This is a genomic window from Streptomyces inhibens (assembly GCF_022221585.1).
GTDB lineage: Bacteria > Actinomycetota > Actinomycetes > Streptomycetales > Streptomycetaceae > Streptomyces > Streptomyces inhibens.
This window is the reverse complement of sequence record NZ_CP084681.1, coordinates 4,369,311-4,392,887: the sequence shown is the minus strand read 5'-3', so window position 1 is coordinate 4,392,887 and position 23,577 is coordinate 4,369,311. Positions and strand designations below refer to the sequence as shown.

Below are 23,577 nucleotides of genomic sequence, written 5' to 3'. Positions count from 1 at the left end.
GCTGCCGGGGCTGGTACCACTGCCGGGGCCGCTGCGGTACGGGGTTCGGCGCGGAGTGTGGCGCGGTTCGATCTGCCGGAGGTGGATGCCTTCACCCGGCCCTATTGGGACGCTGCGGGTGAGGGGCGGCTGCTGCTGCGGCGCTGCCGGGCCGAGGGTTGCGGGGCGGCTCATCACTATCCGCGCGAGTTCTGCCCGTACTGCTGGAGCGAGGACGTCGTCTGGGAGCCGGCAACCGGCCGCGCCACCCTCTATACGTGGTCCGTCGTGCACCGGAACGACCTCCCGCCGTTCGGCGACCGGGTCCCGTACGTCGCGGCCGTGGTCGACCTGGCCGAGGGGCCACGGATGATGACCGAGATCACCGACTGCCCGGAGGCCGGGCTGCGGATCGGGATGCCGCTCGTGGTGCACTTCCGTCGCGAGGGGAGCCAGGGGAGCCGGGGGAGCCGGGGGAGCCGGGGGAGCCGGGGGAGCGAGGGGAGCCGGGGGAGCCGGGGGAGCCGGGGGAGCCAGGGGAGCCAGGGGAGCCAGGGGAGCGTAGGGGGCGAGGAAGGGGAGGCGCGGGACGAGGGTGGCGGGATCGCCGTCCCCGTCTTCCGTCCCGCGTGACCCGGCGCCGCCACCGCCCCCATTTCCGGCGCCGCCACCGCCCCCATTTCCGGTGGCGCCCGGCCTCGCCCCGCGTCATGCTGTGGCCGTGCTGATTCGTGAGGCGACCGCGGCCGACTGGCCCGCCATCTGGCCCTTCTTCCGTGCCATCGTGGCGGCGGGTGAGACCTACACCTACCCGCGCGATCCCGACGAGGCGGCGGGGCGCGAGATGTGGCTGCTGGAGCCGCCCGGCCGTACGGTCGTCGCCGTCGACGACTCGGGGACGGTGTTGGGTACCGCCAAGATGAACCCCAACCACATGGGCGGCGCCTCGCACATCGCCAGCGCCAGCTTCATGGTCGATCCGCAGCACGGCGGCCGCGGCGTCGGGCGGGCCCTGGGCGAACATGTACTGGCCTGGGCGCGCGCCGAGGGCTATCGCGCGATGCAGTTCAACGCCGTGGTGGAGACCAACACCGGTGCCGTCGCCCTCTGGAAGTCCCTGGGCTTCAAGATCATGACGACCCTCCCCGAGGGCTTCCTGCACCCCACCAAGGGCTATGTGGGGCTGCACATCATGTATCAGCAGCTGTGAGGGCGGGAGAGCGCCGGCGCGGCGGGCGGCTCTCCGGGATGGCCCCGGTGGCTTACGGCCAGAGCAGCTCCTGCGTCCAACGGCCGTTCTCGTAACGGTAGTTGAGGCGTATGTGACGGCGTTGCGCGTCGCCCTGGAAGAACTCGACCTCGTCGGGGCGCAGTACGTACAGCGTCCAGCTCGGCACGGGTGCGTCCGGTTCGCGCCGGGCCCGCTCCCATGCGGCGTCCGAGGCGCGCGCCAGCTCCTCGGGTGAGCCGAGCACCTCGCTCTGCCGGCCGACCAGCCCCGCGGCCAGCGCGCCCGTGGAGCGGCGGTGCAGATCGGCCGCGCTCTCCTCGGGGTCCGCCGCGGTCACCGTCCCCCGGATCCGCACCTGGCGGCCGACCGCCGGCCAGTAGAAGCCGAGCGCCGCCTGCGGCCGCTCGGCGAGTTCGCGGCCCTTGCGGCTGCCGCGGTGCGAGCCGAAGTGCCAGCCGCGCTCATCGGCGTCGTGCAGCATCAGGGTGCGTACGGAGGGGGCGCCGGCCGCGTCCGCCGTGGCGAGCGTCATGGTGTGCGGCTCGGGCTGGCCGGCCTCGGCGGCCTCCCGCAGCCACTGCCGGAACAGCGGCAGCGGCTCGGCCGGCGCCGTCGCCGGGTCGAACGACGGCAGCTCGATGTCCCACACCCGCAGCCCGCGCAGCAGCTCGCGGAACGCACGGCCGTCCGCATCGTCGGAGCGGCCCTGCGCGGCATCGGTCGGCACGGCGTCCGGCGTGTCCGGAGGCCCGGGGTGATCGGTCATGTCAGGCAGCGTACGCGGGGCGGGCGGCGACCGGAGCGGGACCGGCGGCCCTGCCCGGCACCGGATAGTCCTTGAGCGTGATCGCATGGGCGCCGCGCTGCACATCCTCGGCGATCTTCTTCGCGACCAGGTTCTTCCACGGCATGTGCGGGAGGATCCGCATCATCAGATGCCGGAACCGGATCTGCCGCCGTGTGTCCACCGTCATTTCCTGGGCGAACTTCCGCGCCAGTGCGTGATTGACCTCGACGTAGCCGCGCATCTGCTCCTCGTAGCGCGCAAAGGCCTGCTCCGGCTCGCCGCCGGCCGCCGCGAGCTCCCCGGCCAGGACGTACGCGCCGACCAGCGCCATCCCCGTACCCTGCCCCGACGCCGGCGAGGCGCAGTGCGCGGCATCGCCGAGCAGCACCACCCGCCCGCGCGACCAGCGGTCCATCTCGATCAGCTGCATCCCGTCGAAGTAGAAGTCGCTCGCTTTGTGGGCCGCTTCGAGCAGCCGGGGGACCTCCCGCCAGCCGCCGACGGCGGAGGATTCCGTGCCGATCCCGTCGAACGCGTCCTCCACCAGGGCCAGTTGCTGTGCCGTGTCCCGGTGGTCGTAGGTCAGCCGTGGCGAACGGAAGACCAGCAGGCCCTTGGCCGCCGGGTCCCCGGCCGAGCTGTAGGCGCAGATCAGTTTGCCGGGCACCGCGTGGTACAACTCCTCGCGGTCCAGGCCGAGTTCGTTCGGCATGGAGAAGGCCGAGATATATGCACCGAGGTGCCGTACGAACTGTTCTTCCGGGCCGAAGGTGAGTCGCCGGACGGTCGAGTGCAGGCCGTCCGCGCCGACGACGAGGTCGAAGCGGCGGGGTGCGCCCCGCTCGAAGGTGACCTCGACGCCGTCGGCGGTGGCCTCGCTGCTGTCGTGGTGATCGTCCGAGCGCCCCGTGATCGAGGTGATCGAGGTGGTTGAGGTGGTTGAGGTGGCCGGAGCGAGCGGGGTGATCGGCGTGATCGAGGTGATCGAGTCGCCGAAGAGGTATTCGACGTCCGCCCGGGTGCGGTCGTAGAGGATGCGCGCCAGCTCGCCGCGCATGATCTCGTCGTCGCGGTCGACCCGGGCGCCGAAGATGTCGGCGGGGAGGGTGGCGATCCGCTTGCCCTCGTCGTCCACATACGCGCCGGTCTGCATGTCCGTGCTGGCGCGCTGGATGTCCTCGAGGATGCCCATCCGTTCGACCACCTCGATCGCCGCGCCACGGATGTCGACCTTGTAGCCGCCGGTCCGCAGTTCGGGGGCGCGCTCGACGACGGTCACGGCGAAGCCGTAGCGGTGCAGCCAGTAGGCGAGTGCCGGGCCGGCGATGCTCGCGCCGGAAATCAGCACGGTGCGAGGTGTGGTGCGGGGGGACGAGGCGGCGCCGGACATATCAGGGTTCCCTTCGGGGCCGTGGTGCTCCTGGTGGACTGCGCCGCGCGGTCGCGACGGCGCTCGGTCGTGGTGCACTCGCTGACCGGTATCCCCGACTATACGGATGTCTTAAACGCTTGTCTATGACGCTTGTATAGAACCGGCGATGGAGGTCCGCTCGGTGCGCCCGGAGGGTGTGCTCGTACGCAGCAGGGTGAAGCCCGTCGCCGCGACGAGTACGGCCGTGGCGACATGGATCCCGAACGCGGCGGCGGGCGATCCGTCATGACCGAGGATCACGGTGGCGTCGCCGAGCGGGATGAGGGTGAAGGCGAACATGACCGTGCTCAGGGCGCGGCGCTGCCCCGTGAGCAGCAGGGCGAGGCAGGTGATGCCGGTGACGACATCGCGTACGCCCTTGATGTTGAGGAACGCCGCGGCGTCGCCGTGCGGCCAGGCTGGGAGGCCGAAGCCGGGGGCCGTGCCGGCCGGGTCGATCAGATAGCTCACGCCGACGTAGGCGATGCCGGCGGAGGCGATGACGGTGAGCGCGTTGGCGACGCTCTTCAGCGACAGGGAGAACGACTGGGTGAACGACATGACGGGTCACTCCTCGACTCGGTGGGGTCTTTCCGTCTTTCGGAGCCGTCTCGCGGGTCATCTTGCGAGGCCGACTTGCGGGAGGTGCGGAAGATCTAGCGCTGCTAGATCTGAGAGCGAAGCTAGCACGGTCAACGCTCGGTTGGCTAGCAGTGCTAGAATTTTGCCCATGGCCATTCAGCAGCGACGCGAGCGCGAGCGGGCGCAGCGGCATCAATTGATCGTTCAGGCGGCGCGTGAGCTCGCCGAGACCGAGGGGTGGGGCGCGGTCACCACCCGCCGCCTCGCCGAGCGGATCGAGTACAGCCAGCCGGTCCTCTACAGCCACTTCGCGGGCAAGGGGGCGATCGTCAACGCGGTGGCACTGGAGGGCTTCGCCGAACTGGCGGAGGCCACCCGGCTGGCACGTACCAAAGCCACCCAGGCCACTCAGGTAGCCCGGACCACGGCCGGCGAAGGCGCCCAGCACGCCGCGCTGCTCGCCGTCGCCCGTGCGTACGCCGCATTCGCCCGCGCCAACCAGGCGCTCTACGACGCGATGTTCACGCTCGCCACCGACCTCTCCTTCGGCAGCATGGATTCCCCGCAGCCGCTCAAGGACGCCTTCGTCGAACTCCTCGCGGTCTTCGGCCCGTTGGCGGGGACGGACGGTGACCCCGAGACCTTCACCGAGGTCGGCTGGAGTGCGCTGCACGGTCTGGTCACGCTCGACCGGGACGGCCGGCTGCGGGACGGCGACGGCTATCAGGACCAGCGGATCGCCCTGCTCATCGCCCGTCTCGCCGGCGAAGTGTCCAAGTAGGACATCCTCTGTCCTCGACCCTCACTAACGTCGGCCTCGCCCGTGTCACCGCGCACGCGAACAGGCGAGGAGCCGACGATGAGCGAGATCAGCACCAACCAGCCGCTCGGAACGCCCACTTGGATCGACCTCGCGGTCCCCGACCTCGACCGCGCCAAGGTGTTCTACCGCGCGCTGTTCGGCTGGGAGTACGCGGAGCGCTCGACGGCGACCGGCCCCTTCACGATGTGTCTGCTGCGCGGGCGGCGGGTGGCGGCGCTGCGAGCCGCCTCCGCCGCGGACGTCGAGGGCGAGTCCTGGTGGCACATGTACCTCGCCACCGACGACTGTGACGCCACGGCCAAGCGGATCACGGACGGCGGCGGGACGCTGCTCGCGCCGCCGTCGGACGTGGCCGACCTGGGCCGCACGGCCGTCGTGGCGGACCCGGTCGGCGCCCGCTTCAGCCTCTGGCAGGGGCGTACGCTGCCGGGCTGCGAGCTGGTCAACGAGCCGTGCACGCTGGTACGCAACGACCTCGTCGCCCCGGCGCCCGGGCCCGCCCGCCGTTTCTACACCGGCGCATTCGACTTCACGCTCGACGGCAACGACACCCTGCCCCCCGACTTCGACTTCACCTTCCTGCGCCGCCCCGACGGCCATGAGGTCGGCGGAGTCTTCGGCGATCCGGCGGCCCCCGCGGCCCGCTGGCAGACCGTGTTCGAGGTCGCGGACACCGACGACCTCGTGGCGCGCGCGGTCGCCGCGGGCGGCACCGCCGGCACCCCGTCGGACCTGCCGTACGGCCGTATCGCCGAGATCACCGACCCGTTCGGCACGGTCTTCAACGTCATCACCCGCCCGGCCGCCGCGTAGGCGCCCCGGCCGCCGGTGACGGAAAAAACCGTTCGCCCGTCGCCGGCCGGCCTGGCTACGCTGCCCCCATGCACCTTCACCAGATTTACGGCTGACACGGCCGAGGGCGGTCACCCGCCCCGCCCGCCCGCACCCAGGCGTGCCCCCGGCGCGACCGGCTTCCCGGCCGGCACCGCGCGGCGCCGCCCGGGCGGTCGGGCTTCCGTGTTCCCTGCCGTAGCTCTGTACCGAAGGAAGTCCTGCTCCCATGCGTCTCTCTGCCCATGCACCGGTCTCTGCCCATGCACCGGTCTCTGCCCATGCGCCGGTCTCTGCCCATGCGCCGGTCTCTGCCCATGCGCCGGTCTCTGCCCATGCGCCGGCCCATATCGCCATGATCGGCGCGCCCATGGTCAGCCATGTGCTGCCCAGCCTGGAGATCATCCGTGAGCTGGTGGCCCGCGGCCATCGCGTCACCTACGCCAACACCGACCACGCCGCCGCGCTGATCGCCCCCACCGGCACCGAGTTCGTCCGCTACACCTCCACCCTGCCGGTCGCCGACAACGACTGGCCGCAGGACCCGATCGCCGCCTCCTCCCTCTTCCTCGACGACGCGATCGAGGTACTGCCGCAGCTGCACGCGGCGTACGACGACGACCCCGCCGACCTCTACCTCTACGACATCGCCGCCTACGCGGCCCGCGCGCTGGCAGAGTCGCAGCGCCGCGACCTCGTCCAGCTGTCACCGACCTTTGTGGGCTGGGAGGGCGCCCAGGAGGAGTTCGCCGCGCTGTTCGCCGGGCTGCCGGGGGCCGATGTCTACCGGGCGCGGTTCGCCGCCTGGCTGGCACGGTGCGGTGCGGTCACCACGGACGTCGACGCGTTCTCCGGCCGGCCGCGCCGGGCGCTGGCGATGATCCCGCGGGCCATGCAGCCGCATGCGGACCGGGTCGACACCGACGCGGTGACCTTTGTCGGGCCGTGCCTGGGCGACCGCGCGGAGCAGGGCGGCTGGACACGGCCGGCCGGTGCCGAGAAGGTGCTGCTGGTGTCGCTGGGCTCGGCGTACACCCGGCAGCCGGAGTTCTACCGGCAGTGTGTGGCCGCGTTCGGGGAGCTGCCCGGGTGGCAGGTGGTGCTGCAGATCGGCGCGTACACCGATCCGGCGGAGCTGGGTGACGGGCTCCCGGCGAACATCGAAGTACGGTCCTGGGTACCGCAGTTGGCCATCCTGGAGCAGGCGGACGCGTTTGTGACGCATGCCGGGATGGGCGGCAGCGCTGAGGGGCTGTACGCCGGTGTGCCGATGATCGCCGTGCCGCAGGGCGCCGAGCAGTTCGCCAACGCCGACCAGCTGGTCGAGCTGGGCGTCGCCCGCCGTATCGACACCGCGGATGCCACGGCGGAGGCGTTGCGTACGGCGCTGACGCAGCTCACGGACGATCCTCGGGTGGCCGCCCGCTCGGCCGAGCTGCGCGCCGAGGTCCGTGCCGAGGGGGGCGCCCGCCGGGCCGCCGACCTGATCGAGGAGCGGCTGGGCCGGAAGTGAGGAGCGGCCGGCCCGGGTGGTTCCCGGGCCGGCCCCTCACCCCCGCCCCAGCACCACCGTTCCCGAGGAACAGAACCAGCCGCCCGTGCCGGAGGCGACCGCGAGCTGGGGCAGTCCGCCGTCGGACTTGCGGACCTGGCGGTCCGGGCCGGCCTCGCCGCGGAGCTGGCGTACCGCCTCCACCAGCAGGAACAGGCCGCGCATGCCGGGATGGCAGGCGGCCAGACCGCCGCCGTCGGTGTTGACCGGCAGCTCACCGTCGCGCAGCAGCCGCCCTTTCCCGACGAATGCGCCGCCCTCGCCCTTGGCGCAGAAGCCCAGGTCCTCCAGCGTCACCAGGGTCATATAGGTGAAGGCGTCGTAGAGCTCGGCGAGGTCGATCTCGGCGGGCCGGACGCCGGCGCGTTCGAAGGCCAGACGGCCGGAGACCGCCGCGGGGGAGACGGTGAAGTCGTCCCACTCGGACATGGTGGTGTGTGAGACCGCGGTGCCGGAACCGAGCACCCATACGGGCGGTTTGGCGAGATCGGGGACGTAGTCCTCGGCGACGAGCAGGACCGCGCAGCCGCCGTCGGAGCGGATGCAGCAGTGCAGTTTGGTGAACGGGTCGGCGATCATCGGGCCGGCGAGGACCTCGTCGACGGTGATCGGGTCGCGGTACAGGGCGTCCGGGTTGGCCGCCGCGTTGGCCCGCGCCTGGACCGCTATCTGGGCCAACTGCTCCAGTGTGGTGCCGTATTGGTGCATATGGCGGCGGGCGGCCATGGCGTATTTGGCGATCAGGGTGTGCCCGTAGGGGACCTCGAACTGGAGCGGTCCGCGGGCGCCGAAGGAGAGGTTCGAGGTGCGGCGCCCGGCCTTGATGTCGGCGCGGGCGGTGGAGCCGTAGACCAGGAGTACGGCATGGGCGTGGCCGGCGGCGATCGCGTCGGCGGCGTGCGCGGCCATCACCTCCCAGGTGGAGCCGCCGACCGAGGTCGAGTCGACCCAGGTGGGGCGCAGCCCCAGATATTCGGCGACCTCGACGGGCGCGAGGGTGCCCAGTCCGGCCGAGGCGAAGCCGTCGATCACCGACCGGTCCAGCCCGCTGTCGGCGAGCGCCCGGCGGGCGGCCTGGGCGTGCAGGGTGTACGGGGTGGCCTCGTCCACACGTCCGCAGTCGGACAGGGCAACTCCGGCGACGGCGACCTTGCGCTTCCCGTAAGGGGTCCCTGAAGTCATGAATCTGACGGTACATCAGATCAGTTGGGGTGGGCAGGGCATGGACTGCGGCTGCCGCCCGGCCCTCCGAGGGTGCGTCGCCCGATGTGGGCGCGAGGGGCCCGGACCGCGATCCGCCGGGCGGCAGGGTGCGGCAGTGATGCTGTTCAGGGAAGGCAGCGTAAAACGATTATCGGAGAATCGGAGTTACGGAGAGGGCTTTAAAGGATTTCAGGCGGAGGGTATTCTCACATCGCTGTGTGCATTTCTCCGTCCGGCCTGAGGCCGGACGCCTGCTCGCTGTCAGCCCATACGGCGGAGCAGACATTTCCGTGTGCGGGACAAGGTCGTCCCGTCGACCTTAGGGAGTGTCATGTTCGCCTATACCTCGCAACCGCCGGCGCCTGCCGGGGTGCGCGACTCCGAATTATTCGCCGCATTCGCGGCAGGGACCGTCATTCCCGTGGGTAATACACCCGGGGCAATTGTCCTGACACCCGGCGGGGCCCGCGCTTATGTGGGCAACCGGGGCTCGGACACAGTGAGTGTGATCGACACCGCCACCGACACCGTCACGGACACCATCCCCACGGGGGCCGGTCTCGCGGGCGTGGCGATCAGTCCGGACGGCACCCGCGTGTATGCGGCCGTCGCCGGCGACGGTCTGGTCAGTGTGATCGACACCGCCACGAACACCATCGTCGCGGACATCCCCGTAGGGGCGGGAGCGACGCTGGTGGCGTTCACCCCGGACGGCACCCGTGCCTACGTGACGCTGCAGACCACGGACCTGGTGAGTGTGATCGACACCGCCACCAACACCGTCACCGGCACCGTGACCGTCGGGACCGGGCCGACCGGCGTGGTCGTCACCCCGGACGGGACCCGCGCCTATGTGGCGAGCTTCTCGGGTTCCGTCAGCGCGATCGACACCGCCACGAACACCGTCGTCGCCACGATCGTCGCCGGCGACGTCCCCATCCTGCTGGCGGTCAGCTCCGACGGGGCCCGGGTCTACGTGACGAACGCCGGCAGCTCCTCGGTGAGTGTGATCGACACCGCCACGAACACCGTCACCGACACCATCGGCGTCAGCGCCCAGCCGCGCTTCCTGGCGCTGAGCCCCGACGGCTCCCATCTGTACGTGGCGAATTCCGAACCGGACACGGTGAGTGTGATCGACACCGCCACCCGCACCGTCGTCGAGAACATCGGCGCGGGAGACGGCCCCACCGGCATCGCCGTCTTCCCCGACGGGACACGCGCCTATGTGGGCAACGCCAATGCCGGCACCGTCGGAGTCATGGTGACGACCGTGATCCCCGACCAGGGGCCCACGACAGGCGGAACCACCGTGACTCTGACCGGTCACCACCTGGCCAACGCCACCGCCGTGCACTTCGGCACCGCCCAGGCCGTCATCACCGCCAACACGGCGACATCGGTGACCGTCACCGCCCCCGCCGGCTCCGGTGCCGTCCCCGTGACGGTCACCACCCCGGGCGGCACCGGCACCCTCGGATCCTTCTACTACATGCCGGTGCCCGCCCTCACCGGTATCAGCCCCGCCACCGGTCCCGTCTCGGGCAGCGACCAGGAGATCGTCATCACCGGCCACAACCTCGCCGGAGCGATCGACGTGTACTTCGGCACCACCCGAGCCGTCATCCAACGCGTCTCCGACACCCAGGTCACCGTCAGGGCCGGCGGTGCCCCGGCGCCGGGCGGCGTCGCCGTCACCGTGATCACCAGCGGCGGGAGCGCCGACGGCCTGACCTACACCTACGTCGGCCAGTCCACTGTCACCAGCGTCAGCCCCGGTACGGGACCGACCTCCGGCGGCACCGGGGTGACGATCACCGGCACCGGCCTGAGCCACACCGAACAGGTCACCTTCCACGGCATTCCGGCGCCCTTCGCGGTCATCTCCGACACCACCGTGACCGCCTCGTCCCCGCCCAGCGCCACCGAAGGCACCTTCGACGTCACCGTCACCGGCCTCGGCGGCACCGCATCGGGATCGTTCACCTACGTCTCCGGACCCGGCGTCTGACCCACCCGGGCACAGCGACCGGGCAGCGCCGGCATGCACGACCGGCGCCGGAGCGTGGTGAGAACTCGGCCGCCGGAATGCCGGATCGATGGCCGAGCGGGATTCGCGGGCCATACCGCCCACGCGATATCGATCCGGGAATCAGTGCATCTCATGGCACATAGCCAGTGCATTTCCCTTCAAGTCCCACAGGAGAAAACCGTGCGTCACTTCAAGCATGTCGGTCTGAGTGCGGCCACCGGATTGGCGGCCCTCCTTTTCTGCTCTCACCCGGCGTCGGCCGCCACCGGTTCCGGCGGCGATTCCTATCCTCCGAGAGAGGAAGTCTTCCAGCTGGTCGCGAAGCAGACGCAGGGCACTTTCGTCGATGTGGACGGGTCGTCCGGGCCCAGCCAGGGGGACGAATTCGTCATCACCGGGAATCTCTTCCGCGCCAGCGTCGCCGTCGGCACCTACAGTCAGATCTGCACGCTGACCCGCACCGCTCCCATGGACGAGTTCGACCTCCAGTGCGCGGCCGATCTCGCCCTTCCCCTGGGGCAGATCACGGTGGAAGGCCGGTTCACCGTCACAGCTGCGGGGCCCGGCAACATCGACCTCGCGATCACCGGAGGCACCGGGCGCTACCGCACGGCCCAGGGCTTCGTCCACGCCGACAACGTCAGTAACACGGAAACGACGATCACCGTCCATCTCGTCCGCTGACCGGGCAGAAGGCACCCAGGGCGGCCCCACGCATCGTGGGGCCGCTCGTCCGGGAAACCGGCCGGCCCCGCAGTCGCGATCGACGCCGTTCCTCCGCGAACGCGGCCGGGACTTTGCGAACACTCCCTAGGAAAGTGCACCGCCCGTCCCTACTATGACGGCCCGTCAGATCGGAAGCGGGGGCCCGTCGGACCGGACGGGCGTTGTCGCACGGCCGGGAGGAGCCCGCCGATGGATGCCGCGTTCACCGAGGAGCAGCACGAGATCCGCCGCACCCTGCGCGAACTGCTGCACAAACGCTGCGGTCCGGACGAGGTCAAGGCGGCGGTACGCACGCCACCGGGCTACGACGAGCAGCTCTGGCGGCAGCTCGCCACCCAGGTCGGGCTGCCGGGGCTGGCGCTGCCCGCCGCCTACGGTGGGGCCGACTGCGGGCCCACCGAACTCGCCCTGGCCTGCGAGGAGACCGGCCGCGCCGTGCTTCCCTCGCCGCTGATCGCCACCGCCGCGCTGGCCGCCCCGCTGATTCTCGCGCTGGGCAGCGAGCGGCAGCGCACCGAGCTGCTGCATGCCATCGCCGCCGGGGAGCTGACCGCGACGCTCGCCGTACCGGCCGGCCGGCTGTCCACCGCACTCGCGCTGACCGGGCCGAACGACGGCGACTGGGCGGGCGGTGGCCGGGCCGGCGGCATCCAGGCACGCGCCCAGGGCACCGGCTGGCGGCTGTACGGGGAGGCCGGGCAGGTGCTGAACGGGCACACCGCCGATGTGCTGGTGGTGGCCGCGCACACCGGTGGATTCGCGCGCAGCCGCACCCTGCTCTTTCTCGTACGGGCGGCCGGGCCGGGGCGCGGCGAGGGGGCGGCCGGCGTCCCCGGGCTGCTGCGGGTCCGGCAGACCGCGCTGGACGAGACCCGGCCGCAGGCGCGGCTCGAACTGCGCGAGGTGGAAGCGGAGTTGCTGGGGGAGGGGCGGTGCGACGGGGCGGCGGTGGCCCGGGCGCTCGCCGCGACCGGAGCGACGGCGGCCGCCGCGCTGGCCGCCGAGGCGGTCGGGGCGGCCGATACGGCGCTGGCCCGCACCGTCGGCTACGTCCAGGAGCGCACGCAGTTCGGCCGGCCCATCGGCTCCTTCCAGGCGGTCCAGCACCGGCTCGCCGACCTGTATGTGACGCTGCAGGCGGCGCGCTCGGCGGCGTACTACGCGGCCTGGTCGGCGGGGCGCGGGCGGCCCGGGGCGCGCGCCGACGTCGGCCCCTGCGGTGCGGCCGAGCCCGGTGTGGGTGCGCTGGCGCTCGCGCAGGCGCTGGAGACGCTGCGCGCGGTGGCGGCCGAGGCGGTGCAGTTGCACGGCGGGATCGGCTTCACCTGGGAGCACGAGGCGCATCTGTACTTCAAGCGGGCGGCTTGCGACGAGCTGCTGCTGGGGCCCGTACACCGGCTGCGGGCGCGGGCCGCCGAGGAGGCGGGGCTGTTCACGGGCGGGGCCGGAGGGGGCGGACAGGCGCCCGGTGCGCCGGTGACGGCCGGTACCCGAGAGGCGGTCGATGTGTGATGCCACCAGGTGAGCGGCTGCTCCAGAAGATCTCCGCGACCCGTACGTTCGCCCGGATCGCCCCGCACTTCGTTCCCGCCCTGGACCGCGCGGTGCACCGGCTGACCGGCGGCAAGGTGCTGCTTAGCGCGCAGATGCTGCCGGGTGTGATCCTCACGGCGACCGGGGCCAGGAGCGGACAGCCACGGCGTACCCCGCTGGCCTGCGTGCCGCAGGAGGACGGCGGCTGGCTGTTGATCGGCAGCAATTTCGGGCGGCCGGGGCATCCGGCCTGGACCGGCAATCTCCTCAAGAACCCGGAGGCGGAGGTGAGTTGGCGCGGTCGGGACATTCCCGTACGGGCCCGGCTGCTCACCGGTGAGGAGCGGGCGCGGGCGTGGCGGGCGGCGCTGGCGTTCTGGCCTCCGTACGCCGCGTATCAGGCGCGGGTGGAGCGGGAGATCCGGCTGTTCCGCCTGGAGCGGCGCTGACCGGGCCGCTGCGCGGAGGATTCGGCAAGTGCACTGTGCAGCCGGTTCCCACACACGCACAGCGGGTGCCCCGGCGGACCCCGTAGGGGCCGGACGGCACCCGCTGTGTGTGCGGTACAGCTATGGCAGGACGGACACAGGACCGATGGCGAACCGCCCCGGGAACACCGGGACTTCGAGGCGCGGCTGCTTCTGGGGCCGCTTCCTCGGCTGCTTGCTCGGTTGCTTTGCTATTTGGTCGGCTTCTTGCCGGTGACACCGAAGTGCACCAGCAGCGCCAGATTCGGCTTGAGCTCGGCCTGCTTGACGCCCCAGCTCTGGAAGCCCTTCTGATGGCCGGCGACCGCCGCGAGCATCGCGACGATGGAGCCGGCCATGGCTGCCGGGCTCACATCCTTGTCGACCTTGTTCTTGCTCTGGAGGTCCTGGATGGAGTCCGTGAGCGAGTTGGTGACGGCGTTGAGGATCTTCATGCGGATCTTGTAGAACCGCTTGTCGCCCTCGGCCGCACCCAGGTCGACGACGCGCAGAATCGCGTCGTGCTTGCGCCAGAAGGAGAGGAAGCCATCGACCAGCTCCTCTGCCGCCTGCCAGCCGGACTTGCCCACCCAGGAGCGTCCGGCGACAAGATCGGTCAGAGTGGCGCCTTCTTTGGCCATCTCCTCGGCGATTTCGAGGACAGCGCCCTCGACGTCGGGGAAGTACTGGTAGAAGGTAGCGGGCGAAGTCCCCGCTTTTCGGGCCACATCGATGACCTTGACGTCCCGATAGGGGGACGAACTGAGCATTTCACTGAGGCAGTCGAGAAGCTTTTGCCGCGTCGCCTGTCCGCGGCGGCCGGCAACTCTGCCGTCGACGGTTCGAACTTGTCCTGTCATGCCGTCAGCTTACCGAGGGGTGATCGGAGCGCGATTTGGCTGCCTGCAAATGGGGATGGGGGAGTTAGGGGTCCACGGCCCCCGTGCGTGTGCTGGTGGCGGGCCCGCTCGCGGCCGCAGACCGTGCGGCGCGGCTTGGGCCGAACCGGTGAATAGTCTTATCAACAGGCTGTGGACAACTTTGGTGGATAACCGGTCACTGTCCGTACGGCAAGTGCGCAACGAAGATCGTCAGTTGAGCCCGGAGGTGCGCTTTCGTCCGCCGCTCCCACCTCCCGCACCATCGAGCGGAATCGCTTGCACGTTCGAATCGATGCCGCGCGGACCGTACGAACCGGCGCTAGCTTGGACATATGGCTGTCGCGGCGGCCGGCGCTCTTCGCTGCGCGGGCAACGATCACAGCGCCACGCACGGCGCCATGGCATCGAAATGACCTTCGACAGCGCAGAATTGGGCCGTGGGGCCGGAAGCGACGACGGGGGTGGGCATGGCCAGGAGGGGAAGGGTGCGCGCGGTCGGCGGCAGGGCAAGGTTTCGGTCACCGCGGCCACCGGACGCGGACGCCCCGGAGCCCGAACCGCTGCCCTTTTCCGTCCGTCAAACGCAGTGGTGAACGTCCATATATCGGGCGGTGTCGCGCGCAGGGGATTCCCAACCGGTCGGTAACCCTCTCGGCAAGTACCCGTCGGCGGACGTATCGGAGCACGTCAGGCGGGGTTGGGTTACGTCGGGTAACGGGTCCGGTGCGGGCTACGGGGGGTATGCCGTGACACGGCGGACAGGCCCCGGGTTCGCAACCATCGGCTCGGCCAGGAAGAATCAGCACGCGTACGGCCGTTTCGACAGTCCTCGCCGCAGGCGGGGAGACGCTGCACGGGGCGGTGGCTCTCGGCGGCTCGTGGCTTTTGAGAGTCTCTTTTTTCGCCCCACGGGGAGGTGGCAGGCAAGTGGTGGAGCAGCTGAAGCAGCTGACGCAGCACGATCCCCGGCGGATCGGCCCGTTCGAGGTGCTCGGCCGTCTCGGGGCCGGCGGCATGGGTCTGGTGTATCTGGCGCGTTCGGCGTCCGGCCGGCGCGTGGCGATCAAGACCGTGCGGACCGAGCTCGCCGAGGACCAGCTGTTCCGGGTCCGCTTCACACGCGAGGTCGAGGCGGCCCGCGCGGTCAGCGGCTTCTACACCGCCGCGGTGGTGGACGCCGACCCGCGCGCCGCGGTGCCGTGGCTCGCGACGGCATACGTGCCGGCGCCCTCCCTGGAGGAAATAGTCAATGAGTGCGGGCCGCTGCCGGCCCAGGCGGTGCGCTGGCTGGCGGCCGGCATCGCCGAGGCGCTGCAGTCCATCCACGGCGCGGGCCTGGTGCACCGCGACCTGAAGCCGTCCAATGTGCTGGTCGTCGAGGACGGCCCCCGGGTGATCGACTTCGGGATCGCCTCCGGGGTGTCCAACACCCGGCTGACGATGACCAACGTCGCCGTGGGCACGCCCGCCTATATGTCGCCCGAGCAGGCCCGTGACTCACGCAGTGTGACGGGCGCGAGCGATGTCTTCTCGCTCGGCTCGACGCTGGTCTTCGCCGCCACCGGGCACGCGCCGTTCCATGGCGCCAACCCCGTCGAGACCGTCTTCATGCTGCTGCGCGAGGGCCCCGACCTGGCCGGGCTGCCGGACGAACTGCGTCCGCTCATGGAGTCGTGTATGCAGATGGAGGCCGGCCACCGGCCGTCCCCCGCCGATCTGCAGTCCCAGCTCGCACCGCATCTCTTCGGCTCCGGCAGCGACGACAGCGGTACGGCCTCGGCCTGGCTGCCGCCCGGTGCGGTGGCGCTGATCGAGGGCCGGCGCGGCGGCCGTTCCGCCGTACCGAACAACACCCAGCGGGCGAGCTCCGGGCGCAGCTCCGGCCGCCAGGCGCCCGCCGCGCCGCCGGCCCCGCCCGTGGCGCCCCCGATGCCCGCACCGCAGCCCGTACCGGCGCCGCCGCGGCCCGAGAGCGCACCCGTGGGCGCCGCCGCCGAGTCCGGCTGGCCCGGTCAGCTCGGCGCGGGCCCCGGCGCGCACCGCGGCGGCGACCCGCGCGGTGCCCACCCCGGCCCGATGCCGCCGCCCGCGTCGCTCGGCCCGGACGCCTCGACGGCCCGGGTCACCCCGGTCTCCGCTGCGCCGCCCGCCGCCGCACTGCCCGCACCGGCGTCCGCCCCGGCGGAGGGCGCCGTCGGCCCCGTACACCTCGCCGGCTCGCCCGCCCCGATAGGGCCGGGGCCGCGTGCCGACGCCCGGGACCCGCAGCCACGCGGGCAGGCCGGTGCCGCGACGAACTGGGTACGGCCGCCCGGCGGCGGCCCCGCGGCCGGTGTGCCGCAGCAGGGCCCGGCCAACGGCGCCCCGGTGGGCGAGGGCCCGGCCCGTGGCGATGCCGCCCCGGCCGCACCGCCCGAGGCGCCGCCCGCCGAGCCGGGCCGCTGGCGTCCCTGGCGGTTCCGGATGTCGAACGATGTGTGGGGCACCCCCGCCGTCGACGGCGATCAGCTCTACGTCACGTCCTTCGAGGTGCATGCGCTCGATGTGGCCAGCGGGCGCCGCAAGTTCAAGACCCGTGATGTCGCCTGGGCGATGGCGGTGGCGGACGGCCGGATCCATGCCTCGGACGGTCCGAGCCTGTACGCGCTGGATTCCGTCGACGGCACCGAGCGCTGGCGGCTGAACACCGACGGCTGGGTCTACGCCCTCACGGTCGACCGCGGGACCGTCGTCACCAGTACGCGCGGTGGCGGCGTCCAGGCCTGGGAGGCCGCCAACGGTGAGCTGCTGTGGCAGATCGACCGGGTGCAGACCGATTTCGAGACGGCCGATGCCGGTCCCGTGCTGCACGACGGCACCGTCTTCGTCTGGGACGACGCGCGGCTGAAGGCGCTGGAGGCGCGTACCGGCGTCGAGCGCTGGTCGTATCCGGTGGGCGACACGGCGGCCTGCGGCGGGGTGCCGATGCGGCTGCTCCCGGCGTCGGACGGTGTGGTCTACGTCGTGGCCGGCACCCGGGTGATGGCGATCGACATCGCGCGCGGCGATGTGCGCTGGCACTTCGAGGCGCCCGCGGTGTTCCTGAGCCCGCCCGCCTTCGCCCCCGGCCCGGCCGTCACCGGCGGCGGGGTCTATCTGGCGGACTACCTGGGCACGGTCTACGCCTTGGACGCGGCGGACGGCCGCGACCGCTGGCGGATCGCCACCGAGGCGCGGCAGTCCACCGAACCGGTGCTGGTCGCGCACGGCGCGGTCCACCTGGGCAGCGGCAAGGCGCTCTACACACTGGACGCGGTGACCGGCACCCCGCGCTGGCGGTTCCAGGCCGGCGCCGAGGTCGTCGGCGCACCGGTCGTCGCGGAGGGCCGGGTGCACTTCGGCTCGGCCGACCACTGTCTCTACACGCTGGACGCGATGGGCGGGCAGCTGCGCTGGAAGCTGGCGACCGGCGGCGAGATCACCGGGTCGCCGGTGGCGGTCGGCGGGGTGGTCTACGCGTGCAGCAAGGACCGGTGTGTGTATGCGCTCGACGCGGCCAAGGGGACGGGGCTCGCGCGGCGGTCGTGAGTGGGCCGTGAGCCGGCCGTCTACTGCCGGTCCTCCGGTCTACTGCCGGTCCTCCGGGGGCTGTTCGGGTTCTTGCGCCTCCGGAGCCTGTTGTTTCTCCGGCGTCTGCTGTGTCTCCGGTGCCTGTTGCGTCCGGGACGGCTGGGGCTGCTGAGGCTGTGTGGGCTTGTGGGGGCGCGGCTGCCGATACTCCTTGCCCCACTCCACCGGGGGCGTGGGGGGCTGCCGCCGATAGGCCGGCCTGGTCGGCGCCGGCTGTTGCGGCCGCTGTGGCTGCGGTGGTTGTGGTTGCTGCTGGGTCGGTGGCGGCGGGGTGACCGGCAGCGGAGTGGTGGGGGTGTCGTCCTCGCCGGTGGCGTACGGCTCCGGGTACCACTCCTCGGCCCCGGGGCGGCCCGCGTCCCATGGCTCGGGCACCGCCGGGGGATAGGGCGTACGCGCGTCGTAGCGGTCGTCGGGCCGGTAGTGGCCGTAGGACCCGTCGTCGTACTGCCGGTCGTCGTAGGGCCGCTCGTCGTAGCGCCGGTCGTATCCGTGGCCGTAACCGTCCTCGTATCCGCGGTCGTACACCCGGCGGCCGCGGCCCCGCATGATCAGGGCGCCGAGCAGCATCAACGCGCCGCCGCCCAGGGCGTTGGCGACGCCGACCCCCAGGCCGCGGGCGCCGGCCGTCAGCTCGCTCGCGGCCTGCCCCTGGCGGACCATCCACAGGATGGTGAAGCCGAGTACCACCAGGCCGGCGAGGGCGACCAGCGTCCGGGAGCGCAGCGCGACACCGATCAGGGTCAGCAGTGCGGCGAACGCCATGGGCAGAAGGACGGAGCCGAAGAGCGCGGCGCCGTTGGCCGTGATGCCGTTGAAGAGGTCCTCGATCCGGACGTCGCTGCCGTGACGGCCGTCGTACCAGGGACGGAAGGGGCTCCAGACGGCGGCCGTCGCTCCGACGAGGGCGATCAGCGACCCGAGAACGTTGCGCACCACGGGCGTCGCCTCGCTTCGGGTCGTCCTGTCGTCCTCCGTGACCGACGCTACGCCTGCCCCTGTGCACTCGCTAGACAAGTACGCCCGCACGCGTTACCGGGGCCCCTACGGGCCGTCACCGGGTCTTGCTAGGGTGCCGTGCACGCGTCAACCCTTAGGGGTGGCGCGGCTCAAAGGATTTCACGGGGGACGGGCAGACAAATGAAGCAGCACACGCGCACGGGCATGGGCACCCGCGAAGGCGCCCGCACGGGGACCAGGGCCGTGGTCGCGGCCGGACTGGCGGTGGCCACGGTCGCCACGGTCGGCGGCTGTGCCTTCACCCGGCCCCGTGTCCAGGTACCGACCTACTTCCCGAGCCCCACCTCCACCGGCGGGTACAACCCGAACGACCCGACGCCGTCGTACGGCTCCACCCCGACGTACGAGCCCACCTACTCGCCGTCGCCGACGATGGAGACCTTCGACCCCGACGGGCGCTCCGATGTGAGCGGCAGGAACTGCGACTTCTCCAATTCGCTGCGCCAGTTCACGTACACGGTCTCCATCACCAACCCCTCCACGACCGACTCCTTCTCCTACGACATGGCCGTCAACTGGATGAAGGCGAAGCCGGCCGACGGCAAGGCGTACGGGCTGCACGAGCGCAGCATCATCGTGGGCCCCGGCGACACCGAGACCTACACCGCGAAGTACACCGTCAACCAGTCCTCCATCGGGCAGTTCTGGTACACCTGCCAGATCACACGGGCGCACAAGACCCGTATGTGACGGGTCACCTCACGGGGGGTCGACCTCCCCGAGCGTCCCCGCCCCGGCTCCCATCGCTGCCTTGCTTCCGGGCGGCGAACAGCTCGGCCTGGCGGTCCGGGGGCAGATTGCCCAGCGCGATCAGCTGCGGGGCGTGCGCCAGCGCCTGCGCTCTGGCCGCCTCCTTGGCCGCCCAGAGGGCGCGTACGGTGCCCTGGACCGCCTCGGACGGCTGAGCGGCGACCGCGGCGGCGCGGCGCAGCGCCACCTCGGCCGCGGCGCCGGGCGCGGTCAGCTCGGAGACCAGGCCGATCTCGTACGCGCGCGCGGCGCCCAGCCGCTCCGCCGTGCCCATCAGGGACAGCCGGGCGATCTCCCCCAAGGGCATCCGCTGCGCCATGTAGATGGACTCGTAGGCGCTGACCATCCCGTAGGTGGTGTGCGGGTCGAAGAAGGTGGAGTTCTCGGAGGCGACGATGAACTCGGCCTCGCCCAGGAGGTAGAAGGCGCCGCCGCAGGCCATCCCGTCGACGGCGGCGATGACCGGCTTCCACAGGTCGTTGGCCTTCGGGCCGATGGAGAGCATCGGGTCGTCGAGGGAGTAGGGCGAGGACGGCTGGGGGACGTCGGCGGAGCGGTCGATGCCGGTGCAGAAGGCCCGGCCGCCGGCGCCGGTGACCACCGCGGCCCGTACGGCGTCGTCAAAGCGGAACGCCCGCCAGGTGGCGGCGAGTTCGGCGGCGGTGGCGAGGTCCACGGCGTTGTGCCGCTCGGGCCGGTCGAGAGTGACCAGCGCGACCCCGTCCTTGATCTCCGTGCGGAGCGTCATGGCCGCTCCAGGAGCCAGCGGGGTACGGTCACGCCTGTGGGCATGGCGTGGAAGGCGACCTTCACCGGGGCGCCGATGCGCAGCCGTGCCGGGTCGACGGAGTTGAGGGGGGCGTCGGCGGCGGCGACGAGGTTGCCGACGAGGCGGATCCGCGGTGCCTCGGCCAGCTCCACGATGATCGCGTTGTAGCCGGGCAGGGCGGCGTACGCGGGCAGCAGCGGCGGGTGCGGAAGCACATAGGACCAGATGCGGCCGCGGCCGCTCATCTTCTGCCAGCGGGCGGCGAAGGACTGGCAGTGCGGGCAGCAGGGCCGGGGCGGGAAGCGCAGCTCTTGGCAGTCGGCGCAGGCCTGGACGCGCAGTTCGCCCCTGGCGGTGTACTCCCAGAACGGTGCGCCGTCGTCGTCGGCGACGGGCAGCAGCAGGTCGGCGTCGTTGCCCGGCCGATTGTCAGTGGTGGCCTTCATGCTTGGGGTCAAGACCTCTCAACTCCTCAGCAGCAGGGCCGAGGTGGGCACGCCCTCGCCCGCGGTGACCAGGCAGGTGGCGGCGTCGGGGACCTGCGCGGTGCTGGTGCCGCGCAGCTGCTTGACGCCCTCGGTGATCAGGTTGAAACCGTGTACATACGCCTCGGAGAGACCGCCGCCGCCGGTGTTGAGAGGCAGCCGGCCGCCGATCTCCAGCGCGCCGCCCTCGGTGAAGGCCGCGCCCTCACCGCGCCCACAGAAGCCGTAGCCCTCCAGCGAGAGGGGGATCAGGGGGGTGAAGGCGTCATAGATCTGTGCCACGTCGACGTCCTGCGGCCCGAGGTCGGCGGCCTTCCACAGGTGCCGGGCGGCGGTCCAGGCGGGGCCGGTGAGCGGGTCGTCGTTCCAGTAATTGACCATGCCGTGGTGCTGGGCGGGCAGGCCCTGGGCGGCGGAGTGGACGAAGACGGGCCGCTGGCGGCAGTCACGGGCGCGCTCGGCGGAGACCACGACACAGGCCAGTGCGCCGTCCGTCTCCAGGCAGTTGTCGAAGAGGCAGAGCGGTTCGCTGATCCAGCGGGCGGTCATATACATCTCGCGGGTCAGCGGACGTTCGTACATGATCGCGGCCGGGTTCTGGTTGGCGCGGTTGCGGCAGGCGAGCGCGACGTTGAAGAGGTGGTCGCGGGTGGCGCCGTATTCGTGCATATAGCGGCGGGCCAGCATGGCGATCTCGTCGGCGGGGCGCAGCAGTCCGAAGGGGCGGGTCCACTGTCCCGGGGTCGGCAGCTGGACCTGGGTGTTCTTCCAGGGGCGCGGTCCCGAACCGCGTTTGCGGGACCGCCAGGCGACGCCGACGCTGGCCTGGCCGGTGGCGATGGCGGCGGCCAGATGGGCCACCGTCGCGCAGGAACCGCCGCCGCCGTAGCCGACCTTGGAGAAGTGGGTGACGTCCCCGGCGCCGATGGCCTTGGCTATCTCGACCTCGTCGGTCTCCTCCATGGTGTAGGAGGCGAAGGCGTCCACCTCCGAGGGGGCGATCCCGGCGTCGCCCAGCGCCGCGACGATCGCCCGGCAGGCCAAGGTCTTCTCGGATTCGGGGAGTTGTTTGGCGAAGGGAGTCTGTCCGATGCCGGCTATCGCCGTAGCGTCCTTGAGGGTCGCCCCCATCGCCACCTCCGTGGTCGGTCGCCAGTGCTGACAGCGGAGGAGGCTACCGCTAATCTGACGGACAGTCAGCTAGTGTTCGTCAGGTCTTTGGCGGGAGGCAGTGCGATGCACGACGACGTGGACGCGCGGGCGGACCTGGAGTACGGAGCCATCCCCCATCTGGTGCGCGCGGCCGCCCGCCGGTACGGCTCCCGGGAGGCCGTCGTCGAGGGCCGCACCCGGGTGTCGTACGCCGAACTGGGCGAGCGGGTGGAGCGGGCCGCGGCCGCCTGTATCGCCTCCGGGGTCACGCCCGGCGACCGCGTCGCCGTATGGGCGCCCAACACCCTCGACTGGATCGTCGCCGCCCTCGGGGCGGTCACCGCCGGCGCCGTCCTCGTCCCCGTCAACACCCGCTTCAAGGGCACCGAAGCCGCCTACGTGCTGCGCCGCACCCGCGCCAAGCTGCTCTTCGTCACCGGCACCTTCCTCGGCACGTCCTACGTCGCCTCGCTTCGCCGCGCCGCCCGGGAAGGCACCGGCCACGGCCCGCTGCCCGGACTGCCGCAGCTGGAGAAGGTCGTGGTGCTCTCCGATGACGCCCCCGCCGACTTCGTCACCTGGCAGGACTTCCTCGCCGGCGGCGCGGCGGTACCCGCCGGGACCGTCCACGGCCGGGCCGACGCGCTGCGCCCCGACGCTCCCTCGGACATCGTCTTCACCTCGGGCACCACCGGCCACCCCAAAGGCGCCGTGATCACCCATGCGCAGACCCTGCGCGCGTACGACGTCTGGAGCGAACTGGCCGGCCTCCGGGAAGGCGACCGCTACCTCATCATCAACCCGTTCTTCCACACCTTCGGCTACAAGGCCGGGGTCATCGCCTGTCTGCTGCGCGGCGCGACGATGATCCCGCAGCCGGTCTTCAGCGTGGAGACCGCGCTCGCCAACATCGCCGCCGAGCGGATCTCCGTACTCCCCGGGCCGCCCACCCTCCACCAGCAGATCCTCGACCACCCCGCCCGCGACCGGCACGACCTCTCCGCGCTGCGCCTGGTGGTCACCGGCGCCGCCGTCGTCCCCCTGGCGCTGGTCGAGCGGCTGCGCGGCGAACTGAAGATCGCCACCGTCCTGACGGCATACGGCCTTTCGGAGAGCTCGGGCATCGTCACGATGTGCCGGCGCGGCGATCGGCCCGAGGTGATCGCCTCGACCTCGGGCCGGGCCATCCCGGGCACCGAGGTCCGGATCGTCGACGCCGCCGGCTGCCCGACGGCGCCCGGTGACCCCGGCGAGGTGCTGGTCCGCGGCTACCACGTGATGTCCGGCTACTTCGAGGACCCGGCAGGCACGGCCCGCGCGCTCACCCCCGACGGCTGGCTGCGCACCGGCGACGTGGGCGTCCTCGACGCGGCCGGCAACCTCCGCATCACCGACCGCGTCAAGGACATGTTCATCGTCGGTGGCTTCAACGCCTACCCCGCCGAGATAGAGCAACTCCTCGGACGCCACCCGGACATCGCCGATGTCGCCGTCGTCGGCATACCCGACCCCCGCCTCGGCGAGGTCGGCAAGGCCTATGCGGTCCGCCGCGCCGGCTCCGACCTCACCGCCGACGACCTGATCGCCTGGTCCCGCCGGGAGATGGCCAACTACAAGGTCCCGCGGGAGGTCGCCTTCGTCACCGAACTCCCGCGCAACGCCAGCGGCAAGGTCCTCAAGAGGACGCTGCGCGGTGCTTGCTAGGGGCGGCCCTCCCACGTTGTCGGCTTTCCCACCGTGGTGGCTCGTCGCCG

The 23,577-nt window shown here is 71.7% G+C and carries 21 protein-coding genes; 12 read left to right on the top strand and 9 right to left on the bottom strand.

Features of this window, described 5'->3' with window-relative positions; translation table 11 throughout:
- Positions 1 to 57: 57 nt before the first annotated feature.
- Entirely contained in the window at positions 58 to 612 is a 555-nt protein-coding gene (locus tag KI385_RS19950; RefSeq protein ID WP_238573521.1) for a Zn-ribbon domain-containing OB-fold protein, read from the top strand.
- Positions 613 to 700: 88 nt separating this feature from the next.
- Complete coding sequence (locus KI385_RS19945) at positions 701 to 1,189, top strand: GNAT family N-acetyltransferase (protein ID WP_238573520.1); 489 nt, start codon at positions 701 to 703, stop codon at positions 1,187 to 1,189.
- A gap of 52 nt (positions 1,190 to 1,241) precedes the next feature.
- On the opposite strand, the gene KI385_RS19940 is transcribed toward KI385_RS19945, so the two are convergent.
- The 3 genes from KI385_RS19940 to KI385_RS19930 form a co-directional block, all read right to left on the bottom strand.
- On the bottom strand, positions 1,242 to 1,976 hold the full coding sequence (locus KI385_RS19940) for a pyridoxine/pyridoxamine 5'-phosphate oxidase (RefSeq protein WP_238573519.1): 735 nt from the start codon (positions 1,974 to 1,976) through the stop codon (positions 1,242 to 1,244).
- Between the two features lies 1 nt (position 1,977).
- A complete protein-coding gene (locus KI385_RS19935; RefSeq protein WP_238573518.1) occupies positions 1,978 to 3,387 on the bottom strand; it encodes an FAD-dependent monooxygenase in 1,410 nt (469 codons plus the stop codon).
- A gap of 123 nt (positions 3,388 to 3,510) precedes the next feature.
- Positions 3,511 to 3,969 carry a DUF4267 domain-containing protein gene (locus KI385_RS19930; RefSeq protein WP_238573517.1) on the bottom strand — a complete coding sequence of 153 codons (459 nt, stop codon included), beginning with the start codon at positions 3,967 to 3,969 and terminating at the stop codon, positions 3,511 to 3,513.
- A 169-nt stretch (positions 3,970 to 4,138) separates the two neighbouring features.
- Between KI385_RS19930 and KI385_RS19925 the strand changes: the two genes are divergently transcribed.
- The 3 genes from KI385_RS19925 to KI385_RS19915 all read left to right on the top strand — a co-directional run bounded on the left by KI385_RS19925 (position 4,139) and on the right by KI385_RS19915 (position 7,157).
- Complete coding sequence (locus KI385_RS19925) at positions 4,139 to 4,771, top strand: TetR/AcrR family transcriptional regulator (protein WP_238573516.1); 633 nt, start codon at positions 4,139 to 4,141, stop codon at positions 4,769 to 4,771.
- Between the two features lie 78 nt (positions 4,772 to 4,849).
- Positions 4,850 to 5,626, top strand: coding sequence for a VOC family protein (locus KI385_RS19920; RefSeq protein ID WP_238573514.1), 777 nt, complete (start codon positions 4,850 to 4,852; stop codon positions 5,624 to 5,626).
- 373 nt (positions 5,627 to 5,999) lie between these two features.
- Positions 6,000 to 7,157: a macrolide family glycosyltransferase gene (locus KI385_RS19915; RefSeq protein WP_238573513.1), complete on the top strand. Its 1,158-nt coding sequence runs from the start codon at positions 6,000 to 6,002 to the stop codon at positions 7,155 to 7,157.
- Between the two features lie 36 nt (positions 7,158 to 7,193).
- Here KI385_RS19915 and KI385_RS19910 read toward each other — a convergent pair whose 3' ends face one another.
- Positions 7,194 to 8,378, bottom strand: coding sequence for a thiolase C-terminal domain-containing protein (locus tag KI385_RS19910; protein ID WP_238573512.1), 1,185 nt, complete (start codon positions 8,376 to 8,378; stop codon positions 7,194 to 7,196).
- A gap of 352 nt (positions 8,379 to 8,730) precedes the next feature.
- Here KI385_RS19910 and KI385_RS19905 point away from each other — a divergent pair, with 352 nt between their 5' ends.
- The 4 genes from KI385_RS19905 (at position 8,731) to KI385_RS19890 (ending at position 13,139) form a co-directional block, all read left to right on the top strand.
- A complete protein-coding gene (locus KI385_RS19905; protein ID WP_281066881.1) occupies positions 8,731 to 10,410 on the top strand; it encodes an IPT/TIG domain-containing protein in 1,680 nt (559 codons plus the stop codon).
- Positions 10,411 to 10,611: 201 nt separating this feature from the next.
- Positions 10,612 to 11,115, top strand: a complete 504-nt coding sequence (locus KI385_RS19900) for an allene oxide cyclase barrel-like domain-containing protein (protein WP_425357082.1) — start codon at positions 10,612 to 10,614, stop codon at positions 11,113 to 11,115.
- A gap of 231 nt (positions 11,116 to 11,346) precedes the next feature.
- Positions 11,347 to 12,669, top strand: coding sequence for an acyl-CoA dehydrogenase family protein (locus tag KI385_RS19895; protein WP_238573509.1), 1,323 nt, complete (start codon positions 11,347 to 11,349; stop codon positions 12,667 to 12,669).
- Positions 12,669 to 13,139 (top strand): nitroreductase family deazaflavin-dependent oxidoreductase, encoded by a 471-nt coding sequence (locus KI385_RS19890; RefSeq protein WP_238573508.1) that lies wholly within the window; start codon positions 12,669 to 12,671, stop codon positions 13,137 to 13,139. The genes KI385_RS19895 and KI385_RS19890 overlap by 1 nt, the downstream gene beginning before the upstream one ends.
- A 230-nt stretch (positions 13,140 to 13,369) precedes the next feature.
- On the opposite strand, the gene KI385_RS19885 is transcribed toward KI385_RS19890, so the two are convergent.
- On the bottom strand, positions 13,370 to 14,017 hold the full coding sequence (locus tag KI385_RS19885; RefSeq protein WP_238573507.1) for a TetR family transcriptional regulator: 648 nt from the start codon (positions 14,015 to 14,017) through the stop codon (positions 13,370 to 13,372).
- Positions 14,018 to 14,965: 948 nt separating this feature from the next.
- Here KI385_RS19885 and afsK point away from each other — a divergent pair.
- The gene (gene afsK / locus KI385_RS19880) at positions 14,966 to 17,605 is read left to right on the top strand and encodes a protein serine/threonine kinase AfsK (RefSeq protein ID WP_238573505.1); all 2,640 of its coding nucleotides are present in this window, start codon (positions 14,966 to 14,968) and stop codon (positions 17,603 to 17,605) included.
- A 39-nt stretch (positions 17,606 to 17,644) separates the two neighbouring features.
- On the opposite strand, the gene KI385_RS44610 is transcribed toward afsK, so the two are convergent.
- A complete protein-coding gene (locus KI385_RS44610; RefSeq protein ID WP_425356934.1) occupies positions 17,645 to 18,586 on the bottom strand; it encodes a hypothetical protein in 942 nt (313 codons plus the stop codon).
- Positions 18,587 to 18,787: 201 nt separating this feature from the next.
- Between KI385_RS44610 and KI385_RS19870 the strand changes: the two genes are divergently transcribed.
- The gene (locus KI385_RS19870; protein ID WP_238573503.1) at positions 18,788 to 19,357 is read left to right on the top strand and encodes a hypothetical protein; all 570 of its coding nucleotides are present in this window, start codon (positions 18,788 to 18,790) and stop codon (positions 19,355 to 19,357) included.
- Between the two features lie 4 nt (positions 19,358 to 19,361).
- Here the strand turns inward: KI385_RS19870 and KI385_RS19865 are convergent, their stop codons facing one another.
- Genes KI385_RS19865 through KI385_RS19855 form a run of 3 tightly spaced genes read right to left on the bottom strand, consistent with a single transcriptional unit; the run spans position 19,362 to position 21,802 of the window.
- The gene (locus KI385_RS19865; RefSeq protein ID WP_238573502.1) at positions 19,362 to 20,165 is read right to left on the bottom strand and encodes an enoyl-CoA hydratase/isomerase family protein; all 804 of its coding nucleotides are present in this window, start codon (positions 20,163 to 20,165) and stop codon (positions 19,362 to 19,364) included.
- Entirely contained in the window at positions 20,162 to 20,632 is a 471-nt protein-coding gene (locus KI385_RS19860) for a Zn-ribbon domain-containing OB-fold protein (protein WP_238577763.1), read from the bottom strand. Before KI385_RS19860 ends, KI385_RS19865 begins: the two co-directional genes overlap by 4 nt.
- A gap of 18 nt (positions 20,633 to 20,650) precedes the next feature.
- On the bottom strand, positions 20,651 to 21,802 hold the full coding sequence (locus KI385_RS19855; RefSeq protein WP_238573501.1) for a lipid-transfer protein: 1,152 nt from the start codon (positions 21,800 to 21,802) through the stop codon (positions 20,651 to 20,653).
- A gap of 105 nt (positions 21,803 to 21,907) precedes the next feature.
- Between KI385_RS19855 and KI385_RS19850 the strand changes: the two genes are divergently transcribed.
- Positions 21,908 to 23,527, top strand: coding sequence for a FadD3 family acyl-CoA ligase (locus tag KI385_RS19850; RefSeq protein WP_238573500.1), 1,620 nt, complete (start codon positions 21,908 to 21,910; stop codon positions 23,525 to 23,527).
- Positions 23,528 to 23,577 lie beyond the last annotated feature (50 nt).

Bases quoted from the DNA above. Each gene is read 5' to 3' on its own strand.
- KI385_RS19940 (WP_238573519.1), bottom strand. From the start codon at position 1,976: ATGACCGATCACCCCGGGCCTCCGGACACGCCGGACGCCGTGCCGACC.
- KI385_RS19905 (WP_281066881.1), top strand. From the start codon at position 8,731: ATGTTCGCCTATACCTCGCAACCGCCGGCGCCTGCCGGGGTGCGCGAC.
- KI385_RS19885 (WP_238573507.1), bottom strand. From the start codon at position 14,017: ATGACAGGACAAGTTCGAACCGTCGACGGCAGAGTTGCCGGCCGCCGC.
- KI385_RS19870 (WP_238573503.1), top strand. From the start codon at position 18,788: ATGAAGCAGCACACGCGCACGGGCATGGGCACCCGCGAAGGCGCCCGC.
- KI385_RS19920 (WP_238573514.1), top strand. From the start codon at position 4,850: ATGAGCGAGATCAGCACCAACCAGCCGCTCGGAACGCCCACTTGGATC.
- KI385_RS19895 (WP_238573509.1), top strand. From the start codon at position 11,347: ATGGATGCCGCGTTCACCGAGGAGCAGCACGAGATCCGCCGCACCCTG.
- KI385_RS19925 (WP_238573516.1), top strand. From the start codon at position 4,139: ATGGCCATTCAGCAGCGACGCGAGCGCGAGCGGGCGCAGCGGCATCAA.
- KI385_RS19915 (WP_238573513.1), top strand. From the start codon at position 6,000: ATGATCGGCGCGCCCATGGTCAGCCATGTGCTGCCCAGCCTGGAGATC.
- KI385_RS19860 (WP_238577763.1), bottom strand. From the start codon at position 20,632: ATGAAGGCCACCACTGACAATCGGCCGGGCAACGACGCCGACCTGCTG.
- KI385_RS19890 (WP_238573508.1), top strand. From the start codon at position 12,669: ATGCCACCAGGTGAGCGGCTGCTCCAGAAGATCTCCGCGACCCGTACG.
- KI385_RS19865 (WP_238573502.1), bottom strand. From the start codon at position 20,165: ATGACGCTCCGCACGGAGATCAAGGACGGGGTCGCGCTGGTCACTCTC.
- KI385_RS19930 (WP_238573517.1), bottom strand. From the start codon at position 3,969: ATGTCGTTCACCCAGTCGTTCTCCCTGTCGCTGAAGAGCGTCGCCAAC.
- KI385_RS19850 (WP_238573500.1), top strand. From the start codon at position 21,908: ATGCACGACGACGTGGACGCGCGGGCGGACCTGGAGTACGGAGCCATC.
- KI385_RS19935 (WP_238573518.1), bottom strand. From the start codon at position 3,387: ATGTCCGGCGCCGCCTCGTCCCCCCGCACCACACCTCGCACCGTGCTG.
- KI385_RS19855 (WP_238573501.1), bottom strand. From the start codon at position 21,802: ATGGGGGCGACCCTCAAGGACGCTACGGCGATAGCCGGCATCGGACAG.
- KI385_RS19910 (WP_238573512.1), bottom strand. From the start codon at position 8,378: ATGACTTCAGGGACCCCTTACGGGAAGCGCAAGGTCGCCGTCGCCGGA.